Genomic DNA, 13,579 nt, shown 5'->3' with positions numbered 1-13,579 from the left:
CGCGTTACCGCTCTTAAGCGATTTTTGGTTCTTTTTTCAGAATTAGTTTCGGAGGTTTGGTTCCGGTTACAGCTTCTTCCGTGATGATCACTTCTTCTACGTCTTTACGAGAAGGAATTTCGTACATCAAATCTAACATTAGATTTTCTACGATAGCGCGTAGTCCCCTGGCTCCGGATGCCCTTTCGATCGCAAGCTGGGCGATCTTGTCGATAGCTGCTTCTTCGAAGGAAAGTTTTACATTTTCCATTTCTAGGATCTTAGTATATTGCCGTAAGATTGCGTTTTTAGGCTCTCTGAAAATACGTTTGAGCATTTCAACACTCAAGTCTTGCAGAGTAGCGATCACAGGCATACGACCTATAAATTCAGGGATAAGTCCGAACTTCATTAAGTCCTCAGGGATCACACGAGCTAAGATCTCACCTTTGCTCTCATCTCTTAAGATTTTGCCGTCTTTCTCATCGCTACCGAATCCGATTGTTTTTACACCGGTTCTGGTTTTGATAATATTATCCAGGTCAACGAATGCTCCACCTAGAATGAATAGAATATTTTTAGTATCTACTTGCAGATATTCTTGGTGAGGATGTTTTCTTCCACCCTGAGGAGGAACGTTTGCTACGGTTCCTTCTATAATTTTTAAAAGTGCTTGTTGCACACCTTCTCCACTCACGTCTCTCGTGATGGATGCGCTGTCTGATTTGCGAGCGATCTTATCTACTTCGTCTATGTAGATGATACCGATCTCCGCTTTTTTGATATCGTTGTCCGCGTTTTGGATCAGCTTGAGAATGATGTTTTCTACATCTTCTCCTACGTATCCAGCTTCAGTAAGTGCAGTTGCATCTACGATCGCAAACGGGACTTTAATGATCTTTGCTAGAGTTTGAGCGAGCAAAGTTTTTCCGGAACCCGTAGGGCCAATCAGAAGAATATTCGATTTTTCTAATTCGATATCCGCCTTTTTGTCTTTGAGATAAATTCGTTTGTAGTGATTATAAACCGCAACGGACAAAGCTTTTTTAGCATGGTCTTGTCCGATTACATATTGGTCTAAGATCGCTTTAATAGCAGCAGGATTAGGGACTTCTCCCAAAAGTTCTGTGCGCTCTTTTTCCTGTTCTGGCTCTTCCGCAATGATCTCATTGCAGAGAGAGATACACTCGTCGCAAATATAAACACCTGGGCCGGCAACCAGTCGTTTTACGGAGTCTTGTTCTTTTCCGCAGAACGAACAAAATAATTTTTGTTTATTATTGGTTCCGGTCGGTTTTTTTGCCACGGGATCCCCCTATCAGTTCTTTTGACGCTCTATCGAAATTACAGAATCAATGATTCCGTATTTTTGGGCTTCTTCCGGAGTCATGTAAAGGTCCCTTTCGGTATCCTTTTGCACTTCTTCCACAGACTTGCCCGTGTGTTTAGCGTACAAACCATTTAACACCTGCTTTAATTTCAGAACTTCCTTAGCTTGGATAGCAATATCGGAAGCCTGACCGGTAGCTCCTCCGGTTGGTTGGTGCATCATAATTCTGGAATGAGGAAGAGCAGATCTTTTGCCCTTTGCCCCGCCAGCCAGAAGAAGTGCCGCCATAGAAGAAGCCTGACCAATACAAAGTGTACGAACGTCGGCCTTAATATACTGCATAGTATCGTAAATGGCAAGTCCGGAAGATACATATCCGCCGGGGGAATTCAGATATAAATAGATGTCCCTGTCCGGGTTTTCCGCGTCCAGAAACAGTAATTGGGCGATGATCACGTTCGCGTAATCGTCGGAAATTGCGTCACCTAGAAAGATAATTCTGTCTTTTAAGAGGCGAGAAAATACGTCATAACGCATTTCTCCACGACCGGTTTGCTCTATAACTGTAGGAATTATTGCCATACTTCTCCAGTTTCCTTATTAGAAAGGAATTCCTTTAGCTGACGGATACTCATCTTCTCGTTGTATTTCTTTTCTACAAGCTGGAAGAGGGTATCGTCTATCTTTTTTGCTAAAAAATTGTCCCGGTAAGTTTCCAGAAGTTTACCTTTTTCCAATTCTTTTTTAAAATCGGCGTCAGACATACCATATCTTGAGGCAAGGGTCGAGATTTCGCGGTCGAAATCCTCGTCCGTCAAAACAATATTTTCCGCAGAAGCTAGTTTCTGTCTGGAGAAATACCCTTTCAGTCTGTTTTCGGCGATGGTTTTGAAAGAGTCCCTTACTTCTCCTAAAGGCTTTTTTACCATTTCCGCGTATTTTTCGATACTTGGGATCTGTTCTTTAGGAATTCTGGCCTGGCCTCTTCCTAAAACATCTTGCATCATATTTTGATACACATGTTCTGATTCTTCCGTAAGATACGATTCAGGGAAAACAAACTTGGAATCTGCTACCAGTTCCTTGTAAATTTCTTCCATCTTTTTGGATTTTACAGCTTCGTTATAATTCTTTTGTAGATCGGTTTTGATCTTATCCTTTAGGACTTGAAGGGAAGAAGAACCATCATATTCACTAGCGAGATCGTCGTCCAATTCCGGAAGAACTTCTTTATAGATCGCCTTCAAGGTCATGGCGAATTCCATTTTTTTACCGGCCAGATCTTCTCTTGGATAATCGCTAGGATAGGTATAGGTGAAGTTCTTGGTCTCTCCGGTTTTGATACCGTATAGGTTGTCGTCAAAACCGGGAAGATTATTAGCTTCTCCTAATTTATAATCACTTGAACCGTTTTTAGCGTTCTTAGGTTCCTGACCGTCTTCCTTCACTTCGAATTCCATATCTACGATATCGCCGTTCTCGGCTCCTTCGCTTGGTTCTCTCAGAAGTTTTCTGGCAAGTTGTTTACGAACGAACTGAAGCTCCTCAGTGATATCCTCGTCGGTCACTTGTACTTCGGGAAGTTTGATCTTGATCTTTTTGTATTTCCCTAAGGAAACTTCCGGATCAGTATCATAGACCGCAGTTGCCACTAAACTTTTTTCAGGAACATAGTCCTCGACAGTAAATTTAGGGAAACGTACAATCTTGTGTTCCAGTTTCCCGGAAAGTTCACTTACAGTTTCTAATAATAGAAGATTGATTGCGTCGTTTGCTACCGAGTCTCCCAAATGGCGTTTTACCATTTCGATCGGTGCCTTGCCGGGACGGAAGCCCGGGATCTTGAGATCCTTTTGTTTCTCTTTATAAGTCTTTTCGAACGCCTTTTCCAGATCGTTCTTATCAAAGGTTAACTTAAGGTCTACGGATGCGTTTTGATTTTTCTTTGTCTTGAATTCCATGGTCTCAGAAGACAGAAAGCGGAGGACGCCTTCTGTAAGCGGGAAACGGGATTCGAACCCGCGACCCCCTCCTTGGCAAGGAGGTGCTCTACCACTGAGCTATTCCCGCATGGTTGGTAGAACCATGATTTCTCTCTCGGACCCCATGTAAATCGGTTTTTGACCGGAAACGTATCACTTTGGAGGCTTTAGATCCTCTGGAGAATTCAGGTTGATGAAGGAAGATTTTTCCATTTCCGGAACCTCCAAAAGACTAGGATTTCCTCTTTGGATCAAAACCTTAGGAGAAATGGAATTTAAGACCCCTTTTTCGAATTCTTGGAATAAAAACCTAAGATACTCGGAAGAATAAAGACCGCATAACGGTTCAATCCCCTCGCCCGTTTGATAAAAAACTCCAGAACCGATTATCTCTTTTTTGGAATATAACCTAGCCAATGTTTTGATCCTCATATAAGGAATATCCACTGCTAGAACCAAAAAATTTTTAACATTAGGATCGTTTTGGAAAGGAAGAAAAGAACTGAAAATCCCTTGGAGAGGACCTTCCAGGTTCTGAATGGAGTCGGATACCAGAAACTCATTCGGAACATGTTTTGAATATTCTTCTCTTTGTTCTTCTCGAATGGAAACTCGAACATTCTTACATAAGAATTTTAGTTTTTTGTAAGATTCTAAAAGAAAGAATTTTTGGCTTTTTAAGGAGAGAAAGGACTTATCCCTTCCCATTCTGGAACTTTTTCCGCCCGCGAGTACGATTCCTACGGAATCAATGGCTCTCATGCACGCAGCCCTTCGACCACTCGGAAGAACCATCGATATAAAATTCCTTTTTCCAGATCGGGACCTCGTGTTTTACTCGGTCTATGATATACCGATTGGCTTCGTAAGCCTCCGCCCTATGCATAGATCCGGTCTCGACGATTACCGCAATTTCAGAAATTTGTAATCTTCCTACTCTGTGAATACAGTTTGCATGAAGAAGGTCCCATTTTTTGCGAGCATCTGCAAGAATTGCCCGGATCATCTCATCTGCCATCGGAGCATATGCTTCGTATTCCAGATGGGTCACCTTCTTCCCCTCGTTTAGATTACGAACGATCCCGGAAAATACCACAAAACCACCCATTTCAGGGATATCGGGCAACTGAGAAGAGACAAAAATCGGAGAAGAAGAAATATGAGAATGTGCTTCTAATACGGACATATCAACCGCCGCTGGAAGGAGGTAGCACTGCAACCACAGAACCTTCCATCAAAACAAAATCATCACCCACAATGGACTGGTTCACTGCAAACCTGCTAACTTTTAAAATAGATTCCGAACCTGGATTTGTATGAGTGAGAATTTTACGAAGATTTAAAATAGAATCCCCTTCGGAGACTTCTATTTTTTTGAGATCCGGAAAATGATCTTTGACTGCGGCAAAAAACAAAAGTTGAATATCCATCTATCCGCCTATATATTTCATAGAAAGTTCGCTTCCGGTAAACTCGTTTTTTTTTGTTTTCATCGCGAGATCCAAAGAATGCTCGAGATCAGACTCATTTTCTGAAACTGGGAAAGAACGAAAATCACTCAAACATCCGTAAATTTTTCCCAAATGGTCCATCCGGAGTCGATTACAACCATCACAGAATGGCCCAGTATGATTTGCAATAATCCCGAACCTATAATCTTCAGGAGTACGAAAATATTTTGCGGTGGATTCAATCGGAGTAATCTCCGGTTCAAAATTAAATTCCCGACCCAACTCTTCTTTGATCTTTGCAGCGGAGAAGAATAACTCGGAATGTTTTGTTCTAAGGGGCCCCATCTTCATTAATTCCAAATATCGGATCGGAAGATTTCTTTCTCCTGCCCACCGAAGAAGAGGACGGATCTGATCTTCATTATAACCTTTTAATACAGTGCAGTTTAGTTTTACTTCCAGCCCTTCTTGGAGGGCTTCCTCTATCCTGTTTAATAAGCGAAGTACAGGAAGATTTTTACCGGAGATCAAAGAAAAAGATTCCTGAGAGAGTGAATCCAAAGAGAAATTCATTCTATCAAGGCCTGCGAGTTTTAGATCTCGGATCAGGCCGTCTCTAAAAAATCCGTTGGAGGTCAGAGCAATATTTGGGATCTTTGCTTCTTTAGCAACTTGAACTAACTTAGGAAGATCTTTATGAAGAGTGGGCTCTCCACCCGTTAAATGGATCTCCTTAAGTGAAATTTTACGGGAAAGAAGATGTATATTTTTACGAAGAAGTTCCGCACTTAGGAAAGAACCGTGTGCTCCTTCTCCATTTAATGCGGTGCCTGGAGCACAATACACGCAGCCGAATCCGCAAGAGGAGGTAACACTCACTCTAAGCACTTCGAATTTTCGGCCATAAGCATCCACGATGTCCAAGCTTACCATACCCGGACGCATATGAAAGCCAATTAAAAAGTCTTGTCTAGCTAGCGAAAATATAAGATCCTTTCCTACGATGAGTCCGGAGCAGAAAAAGTATTTTTCCAGACAAACTAAACTGCCTTTTTTAGGAGAATCCGGTCAAAATGGACTTCTTCAAAAATCCGCATTGGTAATCGGTCTTGGAGGTTTAGGTTCCCCTGCTTCTTTACATTTAGCAACGGCAGGCGTGGGAAAAATCGGCCTTTGGGATTTCGATACTGTAGAATTAAGCAACCTTCATAGACAGACCGCATTCACTCTTTCCGATATCGGTAGAAAGAAAACGGAAGTCACCAAGGAATATATACAAGCCAGGGTACCAGGCATCCTACTTGAAACATTCACTGAAATTTTTTCAGAGAGAATAGATCCAAGTATATTCAATAATTGGGATATTGTTCTAGATTGCACGGACCAGATCCAAGCAAAATATACGATCAATCGATTCTGTATCCGAAATCATAAGCCCTTGGTCACGGCTTCCGTTTTTAGAACAAGTGCTCAAGTAGCGATCTTCTCCCCTTTAGGAAAACCTTGTTATAAATGTTTGTATCCCAATTTGGAAGGCTCCGAACTTCTTTCCTGCGAAGACGGAGGAGTTTTAGGTGTGCAAACTGCAATTGCTGGTTTATACCAAGCATCTTTTGCGATCCAATACCTACTCTCCCCTGAAAAATCCCCCACTAATTCCGCATTCCAATTGGAATGGGAGTCTCCCTTATTCTACGAAACTTTTTTAGAAGCAGATCCGAATTGTACAGAATGTGGTTCTGGCAAAAGAGAAGAACCCCTACGGGGCAAGCCTCTGCGGGACGAGACCCTGAAAGACGAGATCGATCTCAAAGATTGGAAAGAATGGAAGAAGGACCCGAAATATATTCTACTAGATGTAAGAGAATTCGAAGAAAGAAAAGAAACTCCAATAGGTAATTCTATATTTTCTCCTCTTTCGGAACTTTCAGTGGATAGTGCATTGGGTTTTTCAAAAGAAAAAATCTATATTACAATTTGTGAATCCGGCATCAGGTCCAAAAAAGCGGCTAAGATCTTGAAGGAAGCTGGACTCACTGCGTATTCTCTGCAAGGCGGACGAAAAATTTTAGCACTAGAAGAAATTCTTTAAGAATAAGTATCAAATTCCATTCTTCCCCCTCCTTCGTCACACTCCTAACTACAAACGAATTCGAAAATAATTTCCCAAAAAGTACTTGATTATTTAAAATATATAACCATATGGTTATATAAAATATGAATCATGCACTTAGTCAGTCTGCTCGATTGGATGCGACTTTTGCCGCGCTCTCAGACCCAACCAGAAGGGCAATCCTGTCGCGTTTGGCGAATGGAGAGGTTTCCGTAATGGATCTGGCAAAACCATTCTCCATGAGCCAACCAGCAATCTCCAAACATCTAAAGGTTTTAGAAAGAGCGGGTTTAATCTCGGGGATCAAGGATGCACAAAAAAGATTACGCAAACTAGAAGCTAAACCGTTGGAAGAAGCTACTGAATGGCTGGAAAATTATAGAAAATTTTGGGAAGGAAGATTCAAACATTTGGACTCACTTTTAGAAGAATTAAAATTTTCTAAACAACCTTCCCCAAAACGTAAGAATAAGAAAGGAGAATAGGATGAGCAGCTTTATTGGAACCTTAAAGGTAGAAGCTAAAGGAGACAGAGAAATCGTAATGACTCGGGAATTCAGTGCCGGGAAAGACCTAGTATTTGACTGTTTTACAAAACCTGAATTAATCAAACGCTGGTTATACGGTCCGGATGGATGGAGTTTAGACGTATGCGAAGTAGATCTGAAGGTCGGCGGAAAATACAGGTATGTTTGGAAATATTTGAAAGATGGATCTACAATGGGAGCCGGAGGAAGTTACAAAGAAATTTCCGGACCGGACAAACTAGTGCATACCGAATCTTTTGACGAAGCTTGGTATCCTGGAGAAGCTATACTCACGACTACGTTTGTAGAAAAATCCGGCATAACATTTGTTACGATCAATATTTTATACGAAACCAAAGAAGGAAGAGATATAGTGATCAAATCTCCAATGGAAGGAGGAGCTTCTCAAAGTTATAATCGCTTGGAAACTTTACTAGGTACTCTTACTGAAACTTCACAAGGAAGAAAAAAATCATGAATTCAAAAACAAAGTCCATCTTAAAAAGTATTGGAGCGGTAATTACAGGTATTTTGATCAATGTGATACCTGCGATAACAATCGATGCAGTATTACATGTTACTAATTGTTATCCTCCTATGGGAGAAAGAATGTCTGACAGCCTATTCCTTCTCGCGATCTCTTATCGTCTAGCTCTTGCTATTTTGGGTGGATTTTTTACCGCAAAACTTTCGCCATATAGCCCGATCGGCCACGTGATCACCTTGGGTGTAATTGGTACGATCGCAAGTACATTGGGACATATACAAATGGGAGACCAAGGACCCGCTTGGTATTCTATCGGATTGATCGTAATTTCCATCCCGCTCTCTTGGCTGGGTGGATTTATCTACCTAAAACGTAAAGGATAAGATCATGCATAAGGCAACACCATTTTTAATGTTCGAAAAGGGCTTGGAAGAAGCACTCCAATTCTATTCTGGTATATTCAAAAATATGAAAATAGAAAATCTTACTAAGTTAGGAGAAGGTATGGCTTCCGCAAAGTTTGAGATAGAAGGACAAAAGTTTTTGGCCTTTACCGGAGGTCCTCATTTCCAATTTACCGAGGCATTCTCCATCTATATCAGTGCGGAAACTCAGGCAGAAATCGATGACCTCTACGAAAAACTTTCTGCAGGTGGAACTAAACAACCATGTGGTTGGGTAAAAGATAAGTTTGGCTTATCTTGGCAGATCATTCCTCCAATCTTAGAAAAATATCTATATGATAAAAACCAAGAGAAGGCACAAAGGGTGATGCAAGCAATGTTGCAAATGCATAAGATAGAGATATCTAAATTGCAAGAAGCTTACGATAAGAATTAAGTTTTAATCCGCCTGGGTTGGCCCAAGGCGGATCTTTACTGAATTACGCAGATCTTTTACTTAAGGAAACAGGAATGCCACTAAATGCTGCATTTCCGGAGAGTTCATCCAAAACCTGATCGTCAGTCAGATCGTTGATACTGGAACCGGCAAACTTAGATGCAACTTGCAATGAAACTCCTTCTTTTGCATGTCCGAATCCATGAGGAATACTCACCACTCCTCTCATCATCTCTTCCGTAATTTCTGCGGGTAGTCCAATCTTACCTACTCTGGATTCCACAAGCACTACTTCTTCTTCTTTGATCCCGAGTAAATTTGCATCTTCCGGATGTATCATGAGTGTGCAGCGATCTTTTCCAGTCATTAGTTTTGGTAGATTATGCATCCATGAATTGTTGTTTCTTAAATGTCTTCTTCCTATCAGCAGGAATAGGCCCTTCTCTTGTTTATCTGAGAGAAGTTTTTGCTTGTATTTTGCCAATCGATCCAGATCGCCTACTACTTCTTTAGGTGTTAGTCGGATCATCTTTTCTTCTGTCCAAAGTCTTTCCGGAAAACAAGGTTTTAATGCTCCCAGATCCACTCCATGAGGACTGTTTTTCAAAAGTTCCAAACTCATTCCGACAGAAGATCCTGATTTTTCTCCGTAAGGACCGGACTTCAAGGCGTGATCGATGATCGCAGAAGGAGTGATCTTAGTTTTGATCAATTCTTTAGGAAGAGGCTTTTCAGATTTTAGAAGTTCTATTCTTTTCGTTAGATCGGAAAAAATTTCCCAATCGTGAAGCATTCCTTCTTCCGGTTCGAATGCGGGTTGATTATATCTGGCTGTGTTCCTTACCGCAAAAACGTTAAACACTAAATCGTAATGGTCATGCTCTAAGGCAGAACTTGGAGGGAGAATATAATGAGCGTGTTTTGTAGTCTCATTCAAATAAAAGTCCACGCTTACCATAAATTCCAGATTAGAGACCGCCTTCTCCAATTGAGAACCGTTCGGTGTTGAAAGTACAGGATTTCCTGCAGAAGTCACAAGTGCTTTAACCTGGCCTTGTCCTGGAGTTAAAATTTCTTCTGCGAGAGCAGCGACAGGTAATTCTTCGTTAAATTCAGGTAAGTCTCTGACTCTTGATCCGTAGGTGTGAAAACTTCCAGGAGAACTTTTCATCACTCCTTTAGGATCTACCATGTCCACTGCAGGAAGTGTAAACATTGCACCTCCTACCGAGTCCATATTTCCAGTGATACAGTTAATAGAATTGATCAGCCATTGGCAAAGTGCCCCAAATGCTTGTGTAGAAACTCCTACACGACCATAACAAACTGCACCATTTGCTTTGGAGAATTCGAGTGCGATCCTCTCTACTGTTTCTGAGGAGATTCCAGTCAGTTTTTCCGTTTCGGCTGCAGGGTATTGTTCGGCAATTGATTTTAGCTTTAGTAAATCTTCTTCCTTGATTAAAGAATTCTTCTTTGTTAAGTTTTTCTTAAATAATGCATCTATAATGGACAGAAGGAAGAATGCGTCCGTTCCTGGAACGATAAAATGATGTTCGTCCGCGTGAACTGCAGTCTCAGTCTTTCTTGGATCTATGACTACGTATTTTCCTCCTCTTTCCTGGATCTCTTTGAGTCTCTTTTTTACGTCAGGAACAGTCATTAAACTTCCGTTAGATGCGAACGGGTTTCCGCCGAGGATCAAAAAGAAATTGGTTCTATCTATATCGGGGATTGGGACAAGTAGTTGATGACCGAACATCCAATAGGAAAGTAATTGGTGAGGAAGTTGGTCTACAGAAGTTGCAGAATAATTATTTTTAGTTCTTAAGCGTCCTATAAATCTTTGGCCAAATAACATTGTACCGTAATTATGAACGCCCGGATTTCCGCTATATACTGCAATAGAATCGTTTCCGTATTTCTTCTGGATCTCTACAAGTTTTGTAGCAATATCAGTAAGAGCTGTGACCCAGTCTACCTTCTCCCATCCGTTCTCTGTGCGTTTTAAAGGAAATTTGAGCCTGTCAGGATCTTCGTATAAATTTTTAAGTTCAGGACCTTTGGCACATAGATGCCCCCTACTAAACTTATCCTCTTTATCTCCTCTGACTGCGACTACTACATTGTCTTCAATCTCTAATCTAAGTCCGCACATAGCTTCGCATAAAGTACATGATCTATAATGTTGGTGTACCATCTCTTGCCCCTGTCCCAGGAAGGAGTTATCTCCAATCCGAAATTAGAAAGCAAGCATTTACGAATATTACGGAACTTTATATAATTTGAAGTTCGAACTATTTCAATAGTTTGTTCAAATATGGAAGGAGTTGTTTGGAGAGTATCTTATGACCCTCTGCAGTGGGATGGATCCCATCATCTTGATTCAATCTCCTATCTCCAGCAACTCCTTCCAGTAAGAATGGCATAAACTCCGTCTTTTCCTTTTTAGAAACCCTTGGAAAGAGAGAAGCAAACTCTTTTGCGTACACCGGACCCATATTCGGAAGTGTTCTCATTCCGATTAATAGAATTTTAATAGAAGGATATTTTGCCCGAGCCTCTCGAATGATCCTAGTTAGATTGTCCTCGGTCATTTTGGTGGGAAGTCCTCTCAAAGAATCGTTTGCCCCCAATTCCAAAACAAATACATCGTATTTTCTATTTAAAACCCAGTCTAATCTTGCAAGTCCTCCTGAAGTAGTGTCCCCACTCACTCCCGCATTTACATATTCCAGATCCGGATATTGTTTTCGGAGTTCCAAGTAGGCCAAATGGACGAAAGATTCTTCCGGTCCGTTCAAGCCGTAACCCGCAGTTAAACTATCGCCAAAGAATAGGATTTTTTTGCCGTTTGTTTTTGTTTCCATCTTAGGAGTGGCCTGGTGTTCTTGTTCAGATCCTTCTTTATTGCAAGAAGCAACAAAAGAGAAGATTACTAAAATACTAAAAAATCCATAATACGATAAACGGCTCATTTTTTCTCCTATCCCCAATCCGACCCTACTCATTTAACCAAGGTCCCAAAAACTGGGCGCTTCAAGTTCTGCTTTACGAATACGCAACCGATTGGGATCTAGTAAGTATGTTCAAACGGTTACTAGTCGCAGGCATTTCTTCTGCTTGCTTACTCTTCTTATTCTTTTGGTTGGGCCAATTCAGAAGTGAACTCCAAGCCCAGGAAATCCAAGAAGGAATGCTTCGTCAAGCTGAGGAGATTACTTCCAAACTTAGCTCCGAAGAATTAGTAGGTCAAGTCATCCATGTTGCGATCCCAGGGACCGTTTTAGATCCGATCGCTAAAAAAGAAATTGAGACGATCAAACCTGGCGGAGTGATCTTATTCGGAAGGAACTTAGGCTCCAAATCGGAAATCAAATCTTTGAACAAGGATCTTCAAACAAGTGCATTAGAAAATACTGGATTACCATTACTCATTTCAGTAGACCAAGAAGGCGGAAGAGTGATCCGAGTTAAAGACGGAGTGACTCAATTTCCTGGAGCAATGGCACTCGGCCAAACCAAGGACAAGGACATGGCTAAAAAGGTCGGCTTTGTCACTTCTTACCAATTGAGAAAACTTGGACTGAACTTTTTATTCGCTCCCGACATGGATATTAATAATAATCCATTCAATCCAGTGATCAATACTAGATCTCTTGGAAGTAATCTAGAAACGGTATTAAACGCAGGTGTTTCCTATGAAGAAGGAGCAAGACTTGGCGGTTCCATTCCTGTAATTAAACATTTCCCAGGTCATGGGGACACCAATGTCGACAGTCATTTAGGACTTCCTAAAATAGAAAAAACATTGGAAGAATTGAAAAGTTTCGAGCTGATCCCATTCCAAACCGCTATCCAAAACGGCGCTGATGCGATTATGAGCGCGCATATTGTGTATCCCAAGATTGATCCGAATTTCCCCGCGACTCTGTCTTCTAAAATTTTAGGAGACCTACTTCGCAAAGAATTCCAATACCAAGGATTGATCATTACTGATGCAATGGAAATGGACGCGATTGACGAACATTACCAAAAAGAAGATCCGGGTGTGCTCGCTCTAATTGCAGGTGCGGACATTATCTTAATGACTAGCTGGGGTCCAACCACTCAATCCATGAGAGACCAGATCTTAAAGGCATACAAAAAAGGAACCCTAGTCAGAGAAGGAAAAGATCTACTAAAAGAAGCGGTCAAAAGACAAATTTATTATAAATTAAAATACGGGATCATTTCAGAATTTGGAGATCTTGCTAAAAATGGAAGAGCAAATTCCGTGTTCCCAAAAGAATTGCCTGAAGTATTAAAAAATCATTTTGCTGAGCAAGATAAGAATAGAGAAAATTTATTCTCTCAATATTACCAAGATACGCTAAACAGAGATGTAAGCAGAAAGGCGATCGTTTCCTTTCCTAAAACTTTTCTTCCTGAGAGTGCAACTGTCGAAAATACAGTATTCTATTTAAAAGGAGAAGAATTTCTCTCCGATCTGAGATCTCGCTCTATTTCCAATTCTGATTTGGCGACTCTTCGTAAAAAATTAGAAAAGAAAGAAGCAAAACGTGCAGTCGTCCATTCATTCACTCAAACTGAATTGGATCTAGCTCTTTCTCTTGCTCAAAAATTTCCGGAAGCAGAGATCGTATGTTTACATTACGGAACTCCATTTTTGGATCTGCCGGATGCACCAAATCTGAAAATATTATTCTCCTTCTCCCCAACTCCAGAATCCAAAAAGGCATTATTGTATTCAGTATTGGATAGAAAGAATGAGATCCCATTGGTAGATCTGATCTTAAAACCGAATCCCAAAAAAGCAACCGCCGTCACTGAGACGGAAGAAGACTCGGTAAGTAAGAATACAAAATAA

The 13,579-nt window shown here is 41.0% G+C and carries 15 protein-coding genes and 1 tRNA gene; 6 read left to right on the top strand and 10 right to left on the bottom strand.

Annotation, left to right across the window (positions count from 1 at the left end):
• Positions 1-13 precede the first annotated feature (13 nt).
• The 8 genes from clpX to CH352_RS10990 form a co-directional block, all read right to left on the bottom strand.
• Complete coding sequence (gene clpX / locus CH352_RS11025; RefSeq protein ID WP_086446494.1) at positions 14-1,285, bottom strand: ATP-dependent Clp protease ATP-binding subunit ClpX; 1,272 nt, start codon at positions 1,283-1,285, stop codon at positions 14-16.
• 12 nt (positions 1,286-1,297) lie between these two features.
• The gene (clpP, locus tag CH352_RS11020; RefSeq protein ID WP_008592146.1) at positions 1,298-1,891 is read right to left on the bottom strand and encodes an ATP-dependent Clp endopeptidase proteolytic subunit ClpP; all 594 of its coding nucleotides are present in this window, start codon (positions 1,889-1,891) and stop codon (positions 1,298-1,300) included.
• On the bottom strand, positions 1,882-3,270 hold the full coding sequence (gene tig, locus CH352_RS11015) for a trigger factor (RefSeq protein WP_100707164.1): 1,389 nt from the start codon (positions 3,268-3,270) through the stop codon (positions 1,882-1,884). The genes clpP and tig overlap by 10 nt, the downstream gene beginning before the upstream one ends.
• A gap of 37 nt (positions 3,271-3,307) precedes the next feature.
• Positions 3,308-3,379: transfer RNA gene (locus tag CH352_RS11010), tRNA-Gly, on the bottom strand.
• A 65-nt stretch (positions 3,380-3,444) separates the two neighbouring features.
• Positions 3,445-4,053: a molybdenum cofactor guanylyltransferase gene (locus CH352_RS11005; RefSeq protein WP_100707163.1), complete on the bottom strand. Its 609-nt coding sequence runs from the start codon at positions 4,051-4,053 to the stop codon at positions 3,445-3,447.
• A complete protein-coding gene (locus tag CH352_RS11000) occupies positions 4,040-4,477 on the bottom strand; it encodes a molybdenum cofactor biosynthesis protein MoaE (RefSeq protein WP_100707162.1) in 438 nt (145 codons plus the stop codon). Before CH352_RS11000 ends, CH352_RS11005 begins: the two co-directional genes overlap by 14 nt.
• Position 4,478: 1 nt before the next feature.
• Positions 4,479-4,721 carry a MoaD/ThiS family protein gene (locus tag CH352_RS10995; RefSeq protein WP_100707161.1) on the bottom strand — a complete coding sequence of 81 codons (243 nt, stop codon included), beginning with the start codon at positions 4,719-4,721 and terminating at the stop codon, positions 4,479-4,481.
• Positions 4,722-5,666 carry a GTP 3',8-cyclase MoaA gene (locus CH352_RS10990; RefSeq protein WP_100707317.1) on the bottom strand — a complete coding sequence of 315 codons (945 nt, stop codon included), beginning with the start codon at positions 5,664-5,666 and terminating at the stop codon, positions 4,722-4,724.
• Between the two features lie 79 nt (positions 5,667-5,745).
• On the opposite strand from CH352_RS10990, the gene CH352_RS10985 reads away from it, so the two are divergent.
• The 5 genes from CH352_RS10985 (at position 5,746) to CH352_RS10965 (ending at position 8,709) form a co-directional block, all read left to right on the top strand.
• On the top strand, positions 5,746-6,834 hold the full coding sequence (locus tag CH352_RS10985) for a HesA/MoeB/ThiF family protein (protein ID WP_100707160.1): 1,089 nt from the start codon (positions 5,746-5,748) through the stop codon (positions 6,832-6,834).
• A gap of 125 nt (positions 6,835-6,959) precedes the next feature.
• On the top strand, positions 6,960-7,340 hold the full coding sequence (locus CH352_RS10980; RefSeq protein WP_100707159.1) for an ArsR/SmtB family transcription factor: 381 nt from the start codon (positions 6,960-6,962) through the stop codon (positions 7,338-7,340).
• 1 nt (position 7,341) lies between these two features.
• Positions 7,342-7,860 (top strand): SRPBCC family protein, encoded by a 519-nt coding sequence (locus CH352_RS10975; RefSeq protein WP_100707158.1) that lies wholly within the window; start codon positions 7,342-7,344, stop codon positions 7,858-7,860.
• A complete protein-coding gene (locus tag CH352_RS10970; RefSeq protein WP_100707157.1) occupies positions 7,857-8,252 on the top strand; it encodes a hypothetical protein in 396 nt (131 codons plus the stop codon). Before CH352_RS10975 ends, CH352_RS10970 begins: the two co-directional genes overlap by 4 nt.
• 4 nt (positions 8,253-8,256) lie before the next feature.
• Positions 8,257-8,709 (top strand): VOC family protein, encoded by a 453-nt coding sequence (locus CH352_RS10965; protein ID WP_100707156.1) that lies wholly within the window; start codon positions 8,257-8,259, stop codon positions 8,707-8,709.
• Between the two features lie 43 nt (positions 8,710-8,752).
• Here CH352_RS10965 and CH352_RS10960 read toward each other — a convergent pair whose 3' ends face one another.
• Together CH352_RS10960 and CH352_RS10955 are read right to left on the bottom strand one after the other, a co-directional pair.
• Positions 8,753-10,867, bottom strand: a complete 2,115-nt coding sequence (locus CH352_RS10960; protein ID WP_423789711.1) for a molybdopterin oxidoreductase family protein — start codon at positions 10,865-10,867, stop codon at positions 8,753-8,755.
• Between the two features lie 139 nt (positions 10,868-11,006).
• Positions 11,007-11,687: an arylesterase gene (locus tag CH352_RS10955; RefSeq protein ID WP_100707154.1), complete on the bottom strand. Its 681-nt coding sequence runs from the start codon at positions 11,685-11,687 to the stop codon at positions 11,007-11,009.
• Positions 11,688-11,794: 107 nt separating this feature from the next.
• Here CH352_RS10955 and CH352_RS10950 point away from each other — a divergent pair, with 107 nt between their 5' ends.
• A complete protein-coding gene (locus CH352_RS10950) occupies positions 11,795-13,579 on the top strand; it encodes a glycoside hydrolase family 3 protein (protein WP_100707153.1) in 1,785 nt (594 codons plus the stop codon).

This window comes from Leptospira hartskeerlii, assembly GCF_002811475.1.
GTDB lineage: Bacteria > Spirochaetota > Leptospiria > Leptospirales > Leptospiraceae > Leptospira_B > Leptospira_B hartskeerlii.
The sequence above is the reverse complement of the archived record's forward strand: the minus strand, read 5'-3'. Positions and strand labels throughout refer to the sequence as shown.